The organism is Bifidobacterium choladohabitans (genome assembly GCF_016102005.1).
GTDB classification, from domain to species: Bacteria; Actinomycetota; Actinomycetes; order Actinomycetales; family Bifidobacteriaceae; genus Bombiscardovia; species Bombiscardovia choladohabitans.
In genome coordinates this window covers 569,963-586,739 of record NZ_JACFPL010000002.1, presented here as the reverse complement: position 1 = coordinate 586,739, position 16,777 = coordinate 569,963, and the positions used below count along the sequence as shown (strand labels likewise).

General features: G+C 61.2%; 12 protein-coding genes and 1 tRNA gene. 9 read left to right on the top strand and 4 right to left on the bottom strand.

Going from position 1 to position 16,777, the window contains the following annotated elements; translation table 11 throughout:
* Positions 1-3: 3 nt before the first annotated feature.
* The 7 genes from polA (at position 4) to H3S97_RS05955 (ending at position 8,269) form a co-directional block, all read left to right on the top strand.
* A complete protein-coding gene (gene polA / locus H3S97_RS05985; protein WP_198184350.1) occupies positions 4-2,898 on the top strand; it encodes a DNA polymerase I in 2,895 nt (964 codons plus the stop codon).
* A gap of 48 nt (positions 2,899-2,946) precedes the next feature.
* A complete protein-coding gene (locus tag H3S97_RS05980; protein WP_232356298.1) occupies positions 2,947-3,864 on the top strand; it encodes a Nif3-like dinuclear metal center hexameric protein in 918 nt (305 codons plus the stop codon).
* Between the two features lie 35 nt (positions 3,865-3,899).
* Positions 3,900-4,583 carry an NUDIX hydrolase gene (locus tag H3S97_RS05975; protein WP_198219959.1) on the top strand — a complete coding sequence of 228 codons (684 nt, stop codon included), beginning with the start codon at positions 3,900-3,902 and terminating at the stop codon, positions 4,581-4,583.
* A 126-nt stretch (positions 4,584-4,709) separates the two neighbouring features.
* A complete protein-coding gene (locus tag H3S97_RS05970) occupies positions 4,710-5,423 on the top strand; it encodes a TetR/AcrR family transcriptional regulator (protein ID WP_198219958.1) in 714 nt (237 codons plus the stop codon).
* Between the two features lie 117 nt (positions 5,424-5,540).
* Positions 5,541-6,272 (top strand): ABC transporter ATP-binding protein, encoded by a 732-nt coding sequence (locus H3S97_RS05965; protein WP_198219957.1) that lies wholly within the window; start codon positions 5,541-5,543, stop codon positions 6,270-6,272.
* A 1-nt stretch (position 6,273) separates the two neighbouring features.
* On the top strand, positions 6,274-6,969 hold the full coding sequence (locus H3S97_RS05960) for an ABC transporter permease (protein WP_198219956.1): 696 nt from the start codon (positions 6,274-6,276) through the stop codon (positions 6,967-6,969).
* 13 nt (positions 6,970-6,982) lie between these two features.
* On the top strand, positions 6,983-8,269 hold the full coding sequence (locus H3S97_RS05955) for an MFS transporter (RefSeq protein WP_198219955.1): 1,287 nt from the start codon (positions 6,983-6,985) through the stop codon (positions 8,267-8,269).
* On the opposite strand, the gene H3S97_RS05950 is transcribed toward H3S97_RS05955, so the two are convergent.
* Positions 8,261-8,334, bottom strand: a tRNA-Pro gene (locus H3S97_RS05950). The two genes, H3S97_RS05955 and H3S97_RS05950, sit on opposite strands and share 9 nt — an antisense overlap.
* Before the next feature lie 119 nt (positions 8,335-8,453).
* On the opposite strand from H3S97_RS05950, the gene aroA reads away from it, so the two are divergent.
* Positions 8,454-9,809: a 3-phosphoshikimate 1-carboxyvinyltransferase gene (aroA, locus tag H3S97_RS05945; protein WP_408610436.1), complete on the top strand. Its 1,356-nt coding sequence runs from the start codon at positions 8,454-8,456 to the stop codon at positions 9,807-9,809.
* Positions 9,810-9,841: 32 nt separating this feature from the next.
* Entirely contained in the window at positions 9,842-10,642 is an 801-nt protein-coding gene (hisN, locus tag H3S97_RS05940; RefSeq protein ID WP_198219953.1) for a histidinol-phosphatase, read from the top strand.
* A gap of 147 nt (positions 10,643-10,789) precedes the next feature.
* On the opposite strand, the gene H3S97_RS05935 is transcribed toward hisN, so the two are convergent.
* The 3 genes from H3S97_RS05935 to H3S97_RS05925 all read right to left on the bottom strand — a co-directional run bounded on the left by H3S97_RS05935 (position 10,790) and on the right by H3S97_RS05925 (position 16,496).
* Entirely contained in the window at positions 10,790-12,016 is a 1,227-nt protein-coding gene (locus H3S97_RS05935) for an acetate/propionate family kinase (protein ID WP_154313566.1), read from the bottom strand.
* A gap of 190 nt (positions 12,017-12,206) precedes the next feature.
* Positions 12,207-13,895 carry a phosphate acetyltransferase gene (pta, locus tag H3S97_RS05930; RefSeq protein ID WP_332468269.1) on the bottom strand — a complete coding sequence of 563 codons (1,689 nt, stop codon included), beginning with the start codon at positions 13,893-13,895 and terminating at the stop codon, positions 12,207-12,209.
* 126 nt (positions 13,896-14,021) lie between these two features.
* Positions 14,022-16,496 (bottom strand): phosphoketolase, encoded by a 2,475-nt coding sequence (locus H3S97_RS05925; protein WP_198187157.1) that lies wholly within the window; start codon positions 16,494-16,496, stop codon positions 14,022-14,024.
* Positions 16,497-16,777 lie beyond the last annotated feature (281 nt).

Sequence of the window (16,777 nt, the reverse complement as noted above, 5' to 3'; positions counted from 1 at the left end):
CCTATGGAAGACCAGACGAAGAAGCAGGACAAGGACGGCCGCACCCTGCTGGTCGTCGATGGACATTCGCTGGCCTTCCGGGCCTTCTATGCCCTTCCCGTCGAAAGTTTCACCACCTCGACCGGGCAGCCCACCAACGCGGTATGGGGCTTTGCCACCATGCTGGCGGATGTCATGGCCAAGGAGAAGCCCACCCATATGGGCGTGGCCTTTGATGTCAAGGGCGGCACCTTCCGCAACACCATGCTGCCCCAGTACAAGGGTACCCGTGAAGCCGCCCCCAAGGAACTGCTGACCCAGCTACCCCTGATCCAGGACCTGCTCAAGGGCCTGGGCATCACCTATATTGAAAAACCCGGCTATGAGGGCGACGACATCATCGGCACACTGGCCACCATGGGGGAGCAGGCAGGGTTCAAGACCCTGGTCCTGTCCGGGGACAGGGATGCCTTCCAGCTGGTGGACGACGAGATCACCGTGCTCTACCCGGGCCACCATTTCAAGAACCTCAAGCACATGACGCCCCAGGCCATCATGGACCGCTACAAGGTGACCCCGCAGCAGTATCCGGATCTGGCCGCCATGCGCGGCGAGGGAGCCGACAACATTCCTGGTGTGCCGGGCGTGGGCGACGGCTATGCCGCCAAGTGGATCAACAAGTACGGATCGTTGGATTCCATTCTGGAGCACGCCGACGAGATCGGCGGCAAGAAGGGTCAGGCCCTGGCGGAGAACGCCGACCAGGTGCGGCTCAACCGGAAGGTCAACGCTCTGGTACGCGACCTGGACCTGGGCGTGAAGGTGGAGGACCTGCGTTTCGGCACCATCCATACAGATCAGGTCCTGCCCATATTCGAGCAGTTGCAGTTCGGACCGCAGACCCGCAAGAAGATCCTACGCGGATTCAACACGGTCGCCGATTATGACTACTCTTCAGCCTCGGCACTGGTCGATGTCAGCAACAAGCAGGAGGAGTTCACCCAGCCTGAGCGCGATAAGGCGGATTCCGCCGACCAGCTGCGGGACTGGTGTGAGAGGCATCTGCCGGATAAGGCCCTTTGTCGGCGCTCGGCGGACCATGTCAAGGCCATGGCCGATTCCCTGGACAAGATCAAGGACATCGGCGACACCGACCAGAATGCCATGCGTTGCAGTGAGGCCATGAAGGAGCACTGGGTACTTCACGCCATCGGCTGGGCCAAGCACGGCGACTACGGCCTGGAGGAGTTGTCCATTCTCGCCATGGATGGCCACGGTCTGGTCCTCATGGCGGAAGACATTGACGAAGACATGCGTGTGGCCATCCAGGAGCTGATTGACCAGCGGATCGGCACCTGCGTGGTCCACGGCTACAAGGAGCATCTGCACTTCCTGGAGAGCCAGGGGCTGCACATGCCCCTGCCCCTGTTCGACACCAAGCTGGCAGGCTATCTGGCTGAGCCTGATTTCCATGCCGACAATCTGGAACAGGCCGTCGCCCATTTCCTGGCCATCCCCATAGAGGAGGAGCCCGAGGCCACACAGGGAGCCCTGGCCCTGGACGGGCGAGAGGATGAGGACGAACGTAGGCGTGGGACTCGGATCCTTCGCCAGGCGCAGTACGTCATGATGGTCTCCGAGCGTCTGCAGGAGTTGATGGACGAGCGCCACCAATACGGCCTGCTGCGCACTATAGAGCTGCCCACCTCCGCAGTCCTGGCGCAGATGGAGACCGAGGGCGCCAAGGTGGACGATGCCCGCCTGAAGGATATGCACGACCGGTTCGCCGCCGAGGCCCGCCAGGCTCAGGAAATCGCCTGGGATAGGGCCGGCAGCCGTGTCAACCTGCAGAGCCCCAAGCAGCTGAGCAAGGTGCTCTTCGATGACATGGGCCTGGTGCCCACCCACAGGACCAAGACCGGGTCCTATTCGACCAACGTCTCGGTCCTGCAGGATCTCTACATCAAATCAGTCAACAACGAGCGGGCCAACGACTTCCTGGGCGCCCTGCTCAAACACAGGGAGACCAACAAGCTCAAACAGATCGTGCAGACCCTGCGAGAGGCCGTCAACCCCCGGGATGGGCGGCTGCACACCACCTACGAGCAGACCGTGGCCGCCACTGGTCGGCTGAGCTCGGTCGATCCCAACCTGCAGAACATCCCCAACCGGGATGCCCGGGGCCGTGAGATCCGTTCGGCCTTCGTGCCTGGCAGCGGGTATGAGGCGTTGCTCTCTTCGGACTACTCCCAGGTGGAGCTGCGGATCATGGCCCACCTTTCCGGGGACCAGGCCCTGATCGACGCCTTCAAGTCGGGTGCCGACTTCCACCGGTACGTGGCCAGCCTGGTCTACGACATCCCCATGGAGGAGGTCACCGGGGACCAGCGCTCCCATGTGAAGGCCATGAGCTACGGCCTGGCCTATGGACTGAGCACCTATGGCCTGGCCCAGCAGCTCAAGATCAGTCCGGCCGCGGCTGATGTGCTGCGCGCCAAGTACTTCGCCACCTTTGGCAAGGTCCATGAGTACTTGGAGTCCCTGGTGGCCGATGCCCGGGAGAAGGGCTACACCGAGACCATGTTCGGGCGGCGGCGCTACTTCCCTGGGCTGCGCTCCAAGCGGCGTCCCACCCGTGAGGCCGCCGAGAGGGCCGCTCTGAATGCGCCCATCCAGGGGTCGGCTGCCGACATCATGAAGATCGCCATGATCAAGGCCAGCCGTGCCTTGTCCGACCAGGGGCTGAAGAGCCGCATCTCCCTGCAGATCCACGATGAACTGCTGGTGGAGATCGCTCCCGGAGAGACTGACAAGGCCACTAAGCTGGTCAAGGATTCCATGGAACATGCCGTTGAATTGGCCGTGCCCCTGGACGTGTCCACCGGCATCGGCCAGGACTGGGAGCTGGCTGCTCACTGACCTGACATGGAGTGGACTGGGCCCAGCAGGATCCGAGGAGGGATCGTCATGCCTGATGAACAGAATGAGGTTCAGAGGTCTTCGGTGCCCCTGGGCCAGGTGGTTGATCTGCTTGAGGGACTCTATCCTCTGGACTACGCGGAGGACTGGGACCATCCAGGCCTGGTGGCGGGGGATCCGTCCTGGCCGGTCAGGCGGATCTGGTGCGCTGTGGACCCTCGGCCCGATGTGGTTCAGGAGGCTCTGGATCACAAGGCCGACCTGCTGATCACCCATCATCCGCTCTTCTTCAGGTCGGTCCACCAGGTCTCCGGCCTGGACTTCCGGGGGGACATGATAACCAGGCTGATCGAGGGCCACTGCGGGCTCTGGGTGGGGCATACCAACGCTGATGCCGCCTACCGTGGTGTGGCCCAGGCGGCTGCCGATGCCCTGGACCTGCAGGATGCACGACCACTGGCCCCTCAGCCGCTCTCAAACCGTGACCTGCACGCCGATCAGGGAATTCAGGTAGGCCTGGGTCGTTGGGGCCGGCTTCCGAGGCCCGTACCATTTGAGGATCTGGTCCATGCCGTGGCGGGCCTCCTGCCCAGGACGGCTCTGGGTGTTCAGGCGGTCGGTCCGTCCGAGGCCATGGTCTCCACAGTCGCCCTGCTGCCCGGCTCAGGGGACTCCGAATTCGACCTGGTCCGGTCCACGGGGGCCGATGTCTACATCACCAGCGATTTGCGCCATCACCCTGCCACGGATGCCTACCAGCAAGCCCTCTATGAGGCCCAGATGGCCGGTCAGCCCAATCAGCCCAGACCCATGCTGATCAACACCCCGCACTCGGCAATTGAGAGCCTCTGGTTCCGCTACGCCAAGGGAGACATTGCCAGGGCCCTGGAGACGGCTACCAGTGTTCGCCCGCAGGTGGGGGTTTCGTCCATCGTCACCGATCCCTGGACCATGGTGGTGCGTTGACGGCTGAGGATTGATGGTTGAGGAGGAGTGATTTCATGAGCGATGAAGCGCAGGATCTGCAGGCACGATTGGCCGCCAGACTGGCAGACCGGGATGGCCAGGGGCCCAAGGGCATCGACATGACCCGCGCCCCCGAGCTGGTGGATGACAGGGAGGTCTTCCGGGGCCCGATATTCGTTATTGACCAGCAGCAGGTGGCCATGTTCCGGCGTGATGGTTCCAAGGAAACCATCGACCGGCAGCTTATCCGTCACGCCCCTTGTGTGGTCATGCTGGTGCACGACTGCGCTTCCGATGCCTATCTGCTGACCCGCGAGTACCGGGTGGGCGCCCAGGCCTACGTATTCGGCCTGCCAGCCGGCTTCATCGACCCGGGGGAGAGCCCGGTCAAGGCCGTCCTGCGCGAGCTGCGTGAGGAGACGGGTCTGGTTCCCGGGCCTGAGGGTGCGCCGGGCTCAGAAAGCCACCTGGATCCGGAGGACGGTTGGATCGATGCTGCTCCCGATGTCTACTCCTCTCTGGGGATGAGCGACGAGCTTGGCCACATCGTGGTCCTGCATCTGCGTCGCTGGCATCAAGGATCCACCGACTTCGACCCGGGCGAGCATATCCAGTCGGCCTGGGTCTCCTGGCAGGAGCTTTGTGCAGCGGGAGTCGCCGATGCCAAGGCAGTGGTGGCCATTCAGCATGAGGCCATCCGTCGCCTGCAGAAGAATTAATGTCGAGTTGGCAAGTGCTATGAATAGGTAGACATAACATACCAGTGGTATGATAGCTTCCTGTCAGAAGAGATCGTCGGGCCAGGATGGTTAGACATCGATGCATTGACAAGGAGGGAGCGCCATATGGGTACGCCGAAGGATCCAGAAGGGCATCGCAATCAGATCCTTGATGTAGCCCAGCGGCTCTTCCTGGAAAAGGGCTACGACGGGACCAGCATCCAAGACATCGTCGATGGTCTGGGCGGTATGACCAAGGGAGCTGTCTACTACCATTTTCCTTCCAAGACGGCCATTTTCCATGCGGTCACCGAGCGTATGGCTTCGTCCTCATCCCAGGGGGACTGGCTGGGGGAATGGCCCGGAAAAACTGGCCTTGACAAACTGCGCAACGAGCTGATTGCTTCCTTGTCGGCTTACTCGCGTCTCGATGTGACCTTTTCAGCCAGAACCCTGTTGAAGAGCCCCCGCATGGTCGGGGAGATGTACTTGAAATCCATGGACAGGATTGTGGACGTGATCACCCCCTACGTTCGAGAAGGCGTGGAGGACGGCTCCATTGCCCCTTGCAATCCCGAGGATTTGGCCCAGGTGCTCTATATCCTGCTCAACATGTGGATAGGGATCCGGTTCTCGACCATGACTCGGGACCAAGTGGTTTCCAAGTTCACTCTGTTGGCCGATATGCTCAAGGGGATCGGGGCACCTGTCGTCGATGATCGGGTTATTCGTGCGGCCGTGCATTTGCACGCACATCTGAAGAGCAATCCTTTGACTGCCACCAGCGGGGAGTCCACGCAAGAGGAATCTGACAAGAATCAGGATCAAGGGGTCTCTTAGAGCCGATAGATATCTTAAGGTCAAAAGGGCTCTGTCTACTAGCAAGATTCGGGCACTCAACGAGTAATGGTTTTTGTTTCCACCAAACATACCATCGGTATTTTTGAAAGGAGTTTTATGCAGGTGCTGAAGGCAGACGGAATTGTCCAAGTGTTTGAAGGCAGGGAGGTGCTGGCTGGGCTGGACCTGTCATTGGAGCAGGGCGAGATTCTGGGCTTGCTAGGTGCCAACGGGGCTGGCAAGTCCACGCTGTTGAAGATTCTGACTGGAATGCAGAGGCCTGTCGGCGGCAGAGTCTGTTTTCTGGGGAGGCCTCTGAGCGAAGACTACCCGGGCAATCTGGCCAGGATGGGAGTGTTCATCAACGAGCCGGTCTTTTATGAGTCCCTCAGCGCTAGGGAGAATCTTGAGATTGACCTGACCTACCTGGCATTGGCAGACCGGGAGCATAGGGATGCCGAGCCTACCGGGATCAGCCAACTTTTGGACAAGGTCGGTTTGGCCGCCGATTCAGCCACGCCTGTCGGCAGGTATTCCATGGGCATGAGGCAGAGGCTGGCCCTGGCCAGGTGCATGGGCCATCATCCTGACCTTTACCTACTGGATGAGCCGCTCAACGGATTGGATCCTGTGGCCATCGGACAGCTGCGAGATAGCCTGCGCAGCCTGGCAGCTCAGGGGAGTGCAATCCTCTTTTCCAGCCACATTCTCTCCGAAGTGTTGCGCACGGCCGACCACGTGATGGTCGTGGCGGACGGCAGAGTCAGCCTGCGGGCCAGCGTGCCGGAGCTCCTCAATCAGGGCCAGGAGGTCGCCGAGCGAACCCTGGTCAAGGCCATGGAGGGCTGATATGAAGACGCTGCTGAAATTAGAACTGAAAAAGACCAGGCTATGGCCCTGCATCTTCGGAGGGCTGGCAGTAGTGGCCGCAGCCTTGGCCATCGGAGGCATGTTCCTGGCCATTGGCCATACTAGCGGACGGTCAGATCCTCGGTTGTCAAGCCTGGCCTTCGTGCTGCAGATGGCCATGGTCATCCTTCTGGTGGGCTTCTCCCTGGTGGCTGCTGCCCTCTGCAACCTGGTCTTCATTGAGCCCTATATGGGGAGGAACCTGGCGCTCACCCTCTCATTCCCCATATCGCGAAGCCGAATCCTGCTGGCCAAGTTGATCTTCGTCGGCCTCTTCACTGCGCTCTCCTACTTGGCTGGGACGGCCATCACCCTGACCGTCATGCTACTAATCGACCGTCTTGTGGGTTCGCTTGGAACGGGCTCGCCAGGCAGTCTGCTTGAACTGGTTCTCCTCATGCTGGTTACCAGCCTTGCCGGACTGGTGGGGTTGGTTGGCATCGCCCTCTCTATAGGCTTCTGGAAGCGTTCGCTGCCCATCATGTTTGGGGTCCTGCTCCTGCTGGACGCTGTGGTGGGCAACCTGCTCTCCCTCTCCCCGCTGCTGTCGGTGCTGGTGCTTTTGATCATCTTCCTGGCTTCCCTGCCGGCTTGGTGGCTGCTTCATCGGACCCTCATGAAGATCGAACTGCCCTGAACGGCTGCCGACCATGCAGGAACTTCTGAAGAACAAGCCTTTCGTGACCATGGTTCTGGCCAGTCTGTTGAATACGGTCGGAGGCGAGCTCTTCAACATCGTCTTCATTGTCTATGCCCAGACCATGCCCTTTGCCGGACTGGCCGTCTCCGTAGCCTCAATTGCCTGGGTGGCTCCAGCTCTGACGGCCATCCTGACCGGATACCTGGCCGACAGGACCGCGCACAAGACGCGGATGCAAGTTGTGATCAAGCTGATTCAGGTGTGTATTTACCTGGCTATGGCCATGACAATCGGCAGGTCCAAGAGTTTGCCCGTCTTTCTGCTGCTGGTAGGCATGGACATGACATCTTCCATGTTGGAGGGATATGCAGGAAGTCTGTGGATGCCGGTCCTCAAACACCTGGTCCAGCCAGGCCAGCTCCATCAGGCGACCTCAATCACCTCCGCTGCATCCAATGTCGCGGCTGTCATCAGTGCAGGCGGAGGTGCGGTGTTGATCGCTATCCTGGGCAACAGATTCGCTGTATTCGCGCTGATCAATGCTGCCACCTTTCTGCTGGCGGGAATTTTGGTGGCCATTGGCTATAAGGCATTCGCCAGGGCGGAGGTCACAGGCAATGGTTCACCTGTGGGCAAGCATGTGGGCCTGTCTTCCAGTCTCCGTATGGCCTTGGGGGAGTTCCGCAGCTCTACATTCATGGTCCTGATGGTGGGCTTCGGCTGTCTGGTCAACCTTCTGGGGACGGCTCTGCAGCCCCTGCTCAATCTGGGGCTGATTTCCATGCCCGAGGTCTGGTGGGGAAGCTACGGCACAACCATAGCCGTAATCAACGGCATCTCCTCGCTGGGACTTATCCTTGGCGCACTCCTTGCCGCAGATCCGCTCAGGCGGCTGTCCATGGCCCATTTGCTGACCGGAGTCATGGCCGCAGCCGCCATGGTAGGGATCAACCTGGTATGGCTGCACATGCCTGCCCTGCTGTTCCTCCCGCTCCTGGTCATGAACTATCTTTTGGGCAAGATCAACCCCCGGTTCATGACCATGCTCATCAGCACAGTGGGCGAGGACCACCTGGCTGCAACTATGGGAGTGGTACAGACTGTCATGATGATAGGGGCGCCTCTGGGGCAGATGATTTTTCTAACGCTGGGAAATCTGGTCGGCATCGCCATCACCATGTCGATTTATGCGAGTCTGACGGGCCTTCTGGCTCTTACGATTCTCCTTACAGGATTGCTGGGCATGAATGCCAAGGATCCGACTCCCGAAATGGGACGAAAGCAAAAGTCGGGCTAGCCGGATTTGAACCGGCGACATCCTGCACCCAAAGCAGGCGCGCTACCAAGCTGCGCTATAGCCCGGCGCTCATAAGTATCAACGTATGAGCACAATGTATCAATATAGCACAGGGCCAGGTCCCCGCTGGACCCTTGGCGGGTGAACAGGGAGTGGGAACAGCTCTGCGCCTGCGGTTACCATGGTGACCATGACAGTGGAAGAGACATGGGCGGCGCCGCAGGCGGGTGGCCCCTTGGATGCAACGGTGACTATACCAGGGAGCAAGTCCCTCTCGAACAGGTATCTGATTCTGGCGGCCTTGGGAAGTCGACCCGTCAGGCTGACTGGTCTGCTCAGGTCGCGTGATACGGACCTGATGATTCAGGCTCTGGAGGCCCTTGGCGTGAGCTGTCGGGTTGACCCGAACAGTCCCACAGAAGTGGCAGTTGCTCCACCGGCAGGCGGACGTTTCCGTGGCGGCGCCCGGGTAGAATGCGGACTGGCTGGAACCGTTATGCGTTTCGTGCCGGGTCTGGCCATGCTGGCTGATGGTCCCACACACTTCGACGGGGACCAGCAGGCCTATCGGCGACCTATGAGGCCCCTGTTGGACGGCCTGACCCAGTTGGGAGCCAAGATAGATTACCTGGGCCAGGAAGGTTTCCTGCCCTTTGTGCTCACACCGCCGGACCGCCTGGTGGGCGGAGAGGTGACCATAGACTCCTCGGCATCCTCGCAGTTCATTTCCGGCCTCCTGCTGCTGGCGGCCAGGGCTGATGGCCCGACGACCATCGTCCACTCCGGCCAGCATCTTCCCAGTCTTCCGCACATCGCCATGACTGTTGAGGATCTGCGTCAGGCCGGAGTCCAGGTTCAGGCCAATCTCGACCGTTGCAGGTGGAGTGTTGAAGGCAGGGGATCTGCTGGGACGCAGCTGCCCGATCGGGTCCGGGTGGAGCCCGACCTGTCGAATGCGGCCCCCTTCCTGGGAGCGGCCCTGATAGGTGGCGGACAAGTCAGCGTGCCCAACTGGCCAGATCGGACAACACAGCCAGGTGGCTTGCTGCCCGGGTATCTGAAGACTATGGGCGCGAAGGTAGACATGGTTCCCGACGGTCAGGGTGGCGCCACCTGTAGGGTGACCAGCGGGGAAGCCATCCATGGACTTGGCGACTTCGATCTGTCTCCCGCGGGGGAGATTGTGCCCTCTATTGCAGCCATCCTGGTTTTTGCGGACGGGCCCAGTCGCCTGCACGGCATTGGCCACCTGCGTGGTCATGAGACCAACCGACTGAAGGCGCTGGCCACCGAAATCAGCAGAATAGGCGGCCAGGCCAGTGAGCTGGACGATGGCCTGGCCATAGAGCCCATGCCTGTGCATAGTATGCATGAGGCTGTCATGGAGACCTATGCCGACCATCGCATGGCTACTTTCGCCGCCATGATTGGTCTTAAGATACCCGGCATCCGGGTGCGCAACATCGGTACCACGGCCAAGACCATGCCTGACTTCCCGGGTATGTGGAAGCGAATGCTGGCAGGCGAAGTTCAAGGCTGAGCTACAGCGATTCGAGCGAAAGGAGCCGTGTTATGAGCATCGAGGATGAAAGGCAGACCTGGCAGGAGGATCTGGATCTGGCCATCGCCATGGCCGACCAGGCCGATCAGGTCACCGTGGGTTACTTCAAGTCGCCAGATCTTAAGGTGGAACGCAAGCCGGACAATACCCCGGTCACCCAGGCAGACAAAGAGGCGGAGGCAGTGATTCGTCGTGTTTTGGCCCGAGCAAGGCCCAACGATACCATCTATGCCGAGGAGCTGGGAAAGCAGGAGTCCAACGGCAGACGGTGGATCGTCGATCCGATTGACGGGACCAAGAACTATGTGCGCGGAGTCCCCGTCTGGGCGACCCTGATCGGCTTGGAGGCAGACCACCAGATAGTGGTTGGTGCGGTCTCGGCTCCCATGTTGGGTACCCGCTGGTACGCCGCGCGGGGTCAGGGAGCCTACATGGCTCGCCAGGGCGAAGCCCCCAAGGCCATCCACGTATCAAATGTGAACCGGATGGAAGACGCATCCATGTCCATATCGTCGCTGACTGGGTGGAAGGCCATAGGACGTCGGGAGCGGCTTCTTGACTTGACCGATCGGATCTGGCGCCTGCGTGGTTTCGGCGACTTCTGGCAGTATATGCTCCTGGCCCAGGGAGCCATTGACCTGGCGGCCGAGCCGGAACTTGACCTCTATGACATGGGTGCGCTGGTTCCCATCGTGACCGAAGCCGGTGGCAGCTTTACTGACCTGGCGGGCAACCCGGGTCCCTGGGGTGGCAATGGTCTTGCCAGCAATGGTCTTCTGCACAAGGAGGCCTTGGCGGCCCTGGGGGATTGACATATACAAGAAGGTCGGTGACCATATACATTACTGTGGTCACCGACCTTCTTCGTTCTTAAGACCAACTTCTTAGAACCAAGACTCAATCACAATCATCCATCCTTCAACCATTAGTGAGATTGAGAGGATAAGTAAAGTCAGCGGTCAGGCCTGGAACTTGTTGCCGTAGGCATCGCCCTGGCTGGCGACGACCTCGGCCTGACGGGCGATGGAGAGTTCCTCGTTGGTGGGGATGACGCAGACGGCTACCGTGCTGTCGGGGGTGGAGATGATCCGGGCCTCCTTGGAGCGCTGGTCGTTCTTCTCCTGGTCCAGCTTCACGCCGAAAGGCTCCAGCTGCTCGATCACCCGGCGACGCACGATTTCGTCGTTCTCGCCCACGCCTGCCGTAAAGGTAATGGCATCCAGGCCGCCCATCTGGGCCGTGTAGTTGCCGATGTAGCCGACGATGCGGTGAACGTATATGTCCAGGGCCAGCTTGGCGTCCTCATCGCCCTCGGCGATCAGCTTATGGACCTCACGCATGTCGCCATGGCCGGTCAGGCCGGTCATGCCGGAACGCTTGTTGAAGAGGGTGTCCAGCTCATCCACGCTCATGTGGGCGTTGCGGATCAGGTGGAAGACAACGGCCGGGTCGATGTCGCCGGTGCGGCCGCCCATGACCAGACCCTCCAGAGGGGTCAGGCCCATGGAGGTCTCGACCGGATGCCCGGAGACCTGCGCCGAAGCGGAAGCACCGTTGCCGATGTGCAGTACGATCTGCCGCAGGCCCTCTGCAGGCTTGCCCAGCAGGCCGGGAACCAGCTGGCCCACATACTGGTGGCTGGTGCCGTGGGCGCCGTAGCGACGGATGTGGTACTGCTTGGCGATGTCCTTGTTGAGGGCGTAGGTGGAGGCCTTCTTGGGCAGTTCGAAGAAGAAGGAGGAATCGAAGACGAAGACCTGCGGGGTCTGCGGCATCAGCCGGCTCATGACCTCGGCGCCCTCGGCCTCGGGCCCGTTGTGAAGGGGGGCCAGCACGGCCAGATCCTTGACCTGGCTCAGGGTCTTCTGCGTCAGGAGGGCAGGCTTGGGGAAGATGGCTCCACCCTGGACGACACGGTGGCCTACGGCGATGATGCCGGCCTTGTCCAGATCAGGGCCATACTCCTTGAAGAAGCCCAGGACACGCTTGAGCCCGACCTCATGATCGTGGATGGGCTCCTCAAGCTCATGCTTCTCGCCGTTGACCTCGTGCTTGTAATGGCCGTCGGTGGGCTCGCCGATCTTCTCGACCAGACCCGAGGCCAAGCTCTGGCTGGTCTCCAGATCGACCAGCTGGTACTTGATCGAGCTTGAACCCGAATTGATGACTAGGACGGTTTTCGCCATTGGGGCATCCTCCTGATGTGCTTGTATAGAGCCTGCGCTCCTCAATCAGTCTTCAAGATTACTCGTCGGCCCTTACAAGGCGCGGTATATTACCGGGCTGACATGGTTTTGGGGCTGCTGCTGGATCCATTTTGGAGATATGAACCAGCAACAGCCCCTGAGGTTTATAGGGACGTTTCAGGGACGCTGATCAGTCCTGGGCCTCGACGGCGGTCAGGGCCACGGTGTTGATGATGTCGGCCACCAGGGCGCCGCGGGAGAGGTCGTTGACGGGCTTGTTCAGACCCTGCAGGACCGGTCCGATGGCCAGGGCGCCCGAGGTGCGCTGTACGGCCTTGTAGCCGATGTTGCCGGCGCTCAGGCTGGGGAAGACGAAGACGTTGACCTTCCCGGCGACCGGATCGCCCTTGGCCTTGGTGGCTGCCACAGTGGGGGACCAGGCCGCGTCGAACTGGATGGGGCCTACGATGGGCAGGTCCGGCGCTTTCTCCTTGGCCAGGCGGGTGGCCTCTTCGACCAGGTCGACATCCGGGCCCTTGCCTGATCCCAGGGTGGAGTAGGAGAGCATGCCCACGCGCGGATCCACGCCGAAGGAGCGGGCCGTTTGAGCCGACTGGATGGCGATGTCGGCCAGCTGCTCAGACGATGGGTTGGGATTGATGGCGCAGTCCGCGAAGACCGCCACATGGTCGGGGAAGCACATGAGGAAGGCTCCGGATACCAGCGAGGCGCCCGGCTTGGTCTTGATTACCTGCAGGGCTGGGCGGACCGTATTGGCGGTGGAATTGATGGAGCCGGACACCAGGCCGTCGGCCTTGCCCAGCACCACCAGCATGGTGCCGAAGTAGGAGGGATCGGCCAACTGCTTGCGCGCCTGCTCCGGGGTCATGCCCTTCTTGGCACGCAGCTGGCAGAGGCGATCGACCATGGGGGCCAGTACCTGCTCGTCATCCATGGGCTGGAAGGAGGCCTTGTCCAGGTTGTTGAGGCCAAGCTCCTTGCCGCGCGCCAGAATGGAATCCTTGTCGCCCACAATGATCAGGTCGACAATGTTGCGTGCCAGCAGGTAGTCGGCCGCCTTGATGATGCGGTCCTCTCCGCCTTCGGGCAGGACAATGGTCTTCTTGTCGGCCCTGGCTTTGGCTAGCAGATCATTCTGGAAGGCTATAGGCGTGGTGGCCTTGGGCCTGGCGGCTTCGGCGGCTTTCAGCACCTGGTCGACATCCACCTCCTGCTGGAATGTCTGGCTGGTGGCCTGGCGGGCCTGATCGGCGGACGGAGCCGTGTCGAAATCCATCTTGGAGACGGTCCAGGTCGGCAGGTCGTACTCCTGGAAGGCCTGGGTAAGAGGCGCCTTCTGCTCTGGCTGGCATCCGGTGATGAAGACTCCGGCAAGCACGGCTCCTTGGGCCTCGATGGTTCTGCGGCAGGCGGCCACGGTCTTCATGACCTGGCCGGGTTCCCTGCCGATGGTGCAGACGGCCAGCATGACCGGGGACCTCAGGTCGGCGGCAATCTGGGCATTCAGAGCGAACAGGCCGGGGTCGAAGAGTTTCGAGGCATCGCTGCCCACGATCAGGACACGCTCGGGGTGAGTGGCTTCCATCAGCCCGTCATAGGCATTGAGGACATCGGCCCGGGTCTGCATGGGGTCCTCAGTGGCGTGCCCAGGACATTTGCCACGGCAGATTTCAGGGTCCGTGTCAGGGAATGAGCTGGCTGCAACCAGTTCCGGGGTCAACGGGTGCTTCCTGCAGGCGATTGGTCTGAATACCGCCGTTTTGGCCTTGGCGCTCAAGGCCTTGGTCAGGCCGTAGGCCACGACATTGCGACCGTTGGCGGCTTCTGGGCTGATGATGGTGATGCTTGCAAGACTCACTGTGTCTTCTCCTGTCCGGACGTGGTTGCCTTGATGACTGCTTTGTGCACAACCTTGTCCAGTATACAGAAACCGCCCGCCATGCGGGCTGCGCATGACGGGCGGTTCAAGGGTCGGATCAGCGTATCACTCGTTGTCTCCGGCGGTCGCGGCGGTGGCGGAGATGGTCTCCTGGCCGGCGCGGTTGGCATCGGGCCAGACCCAATCGGTGTAATCGGGGTGGTCGTAGCCCTTGTCCACGGCGAACTGGAAGGCCTCGTCGCGGAACTTGGTCCACTTGTCGATCTGGTCGGCGTACTTGCCGGCGTCCACCAGCTTCAGGGCGGAGGCGGCCAGGCACCAGCGATCCATGTCGTTGACGCGCACCATGTCGAACGGCGTGGTGGTGGAGCCCTGCTCCTCGTATCCGTGCACGGAGAAGTTGTCGTGGTTGGGACGTCCGTGAATCAGGCGGTAGATGGAGCCGGGGTAGGCGTGGAAGGCGAACAGGACCGGCTTGTCCTTGCTGAAGAGCTCGGTGAACTCCTCGTCGGACAGGGCCTGATCGTTCTCCTCGGTGTCTTGGATCTTCAACAGGTCGACCACGTTGACGAACTGGACCTTCACGCCCAGCTTCTGCAGCATGTCGTCGGCGGCCAGGGCCTCCTGGGTGGGGATGTCGCCTGCGGTGGCGATGACGACATCAGCATCCTCGGCATTCTTGGCGTTGGAGGCCCAATCCCAGCGGGCGGCCCCCTTCTCCAGCTCGGCGGCGGCCTCGTCCACGCTCTGGTAGGTGGCGGCGGGCTGCTTGCCGGCGAAGATGGCGTTGATGCAGTTGGTCGACTTGTAGCAACGCTCGCCCACGTTCAGCAGCATGTTGGCGTCGGCGGGGAAGTAGATGTTGACCACGTGATCGTTGTTGAAGTTCTTGTTCAGCAGGATGTCGACGAAGCCGGGATCCTGGTGGGAGAATCCGTTGTGGTCCTGACGCCAGACGTGCGAGGTGACCAGGAGGTTCAGTCCGGCGATGGGCTTGCGCCACGGGATTTCGCGGACGGTGGCCTCCAGCCACTTGGCGTGCTGGTTGATCATGGAGTCGATGACGTGCACGAAGGACTCATAGGAGCTCCAGATGCCGTGGCGTCCGGTCAGCAGGTAACCTTCCAGGAAGCCTTCCATCTGGTGCTCGGAGAGCTGCTCGATGACCTGGCCGGTGTGGGCCATATGCTCGTCGGTCAGCTCCGACAGGTAGTCGGCATCCCACTGCTTGTTGGTCACCTCATAGGCGGCGGCCAGACGGTTGGAGGCCGTCTCGTCAGGTCCGAAGATGCGGAAGTCGGTGGGGTTCTTGGCCAGCACGTCGCGGGTGTAGTAGCCCAGGACGCGGGTGGCCTCGGTGGCGCCCCAGCCGTGGCCGTGCTTCTTGATGTCAATCTCGTAGTCGTGGATGTCGGGCAGCTCCAGCGGCTTGAGCAGCCGCCCGCCGTTGGCGTTGGGGTTCTCGCCGATGCGCAGGTCGCCCTTGGGCATGAAGCTGGTGACCTCGGGGCGCAGGGTGCCCTTCTCGTCGAAGAGCTCCTCGGGCTTGTAGGAGGCCAGCCAGTTCTTGAGGATCTGGAAGTGGGCCTCGGTGTCGCGGGCGGAGGTCAGCGGCACCTGGTGGGCGCGCCAGGATCCCTCGGTCTTCTTGCCGTCGATGAACTTGGGGCAGGTCCATCCCTTGGGTGTGCGGAAGATGATCATGGGGTAGAAGGGCCGGGTCATGTCGTCGGTTTCGGCCCGGGCCTTGATGTCGCAGATCTTGTCGAAGACGGTCTCCAGCATGTCGGCGAAGCGACGGTGGATGGACAGGTGGTCCTCGTCGTCGAACCCTGCAACGAACTCGAAGGGCTCATAACCCATGCCATGGAAGTACTCATGCAGCTCCTCGTCGGAGATGCGCGAGAGGATGGTCGGGTTGGCGATCTTGTAGCCGTTCAGGTGCAGGATGGGCAGGACGATGCCGTCGGTGCGGGGGTTGACCAGCTTGTTGGACTGCCAGCCGGTGGCCAGAGGGCCGGTCTCGGCCTCACCGTCACCCACGATGCAGGGCACGAAGAGGCTGGGGTTGTTCATGATGGCGCCGTAGGCGTGGGAGAGAGCATAGCCCAGCTCGCCGCCCTCGTGAATGGATCCGGGGGTCTCAGGGGCGAAGTGGGAGGGGATACCGCCCGGGTAGGAGAACTGGCGGAAGAACTTCTGCAGGCCAGCCTCATCGTTGGTGATCTTGGGGTAGTACTCGCTGTAAGTGCCGTCCAGGTAGGACTGCGAGGTGCCGGCGGGTCCGCCGTGGCCGGGGCCCATGATGATAACGGTGTTCTGCTGATGGTCGGCGATCAGACGGTTGATATGGCCCAGCAGGAAGTTCAGGCCGGGGGTGGTGCCCCAGTGGCCGACCAGACGATGCTTGACATCCTCCCGAGTGAAGGGCTCCTTCATCAGGGGGTTGCTGCGAAGATAAATCTGTCCGATGGAAAGATAGTTGGCCGCCCGCCAATACTTGTCGACGGCCTCGAGGGTCTCCTCGGCGATTGGGGTCTCCAGCTTCGCCCAAGGGGTGCCGATAACAGGATTCGTCATGTGTACTCCTGCACTATAGTGCGATTGTTTATTTACTTCGGTTACGGGCTCGTACGGTGTCATTTCAGGCATCCGTCGGGTTCGTACCCAATGCCTACATGGTACGTGAACGAGCAGACTTTTCTGAACGTTTTCTTGCAGTGTGTGTTCGCTCTTGTGAGAAAATGCGAGGGAATTGTCTGCTTGCAGACAGGAATTTCCGCCGGGGGTGCCGGTGAGGGCTCAATCACGGTAGCATTGTCGAAAACTGGAACCATACTGGACTTGTCCGCGTGCGTTGA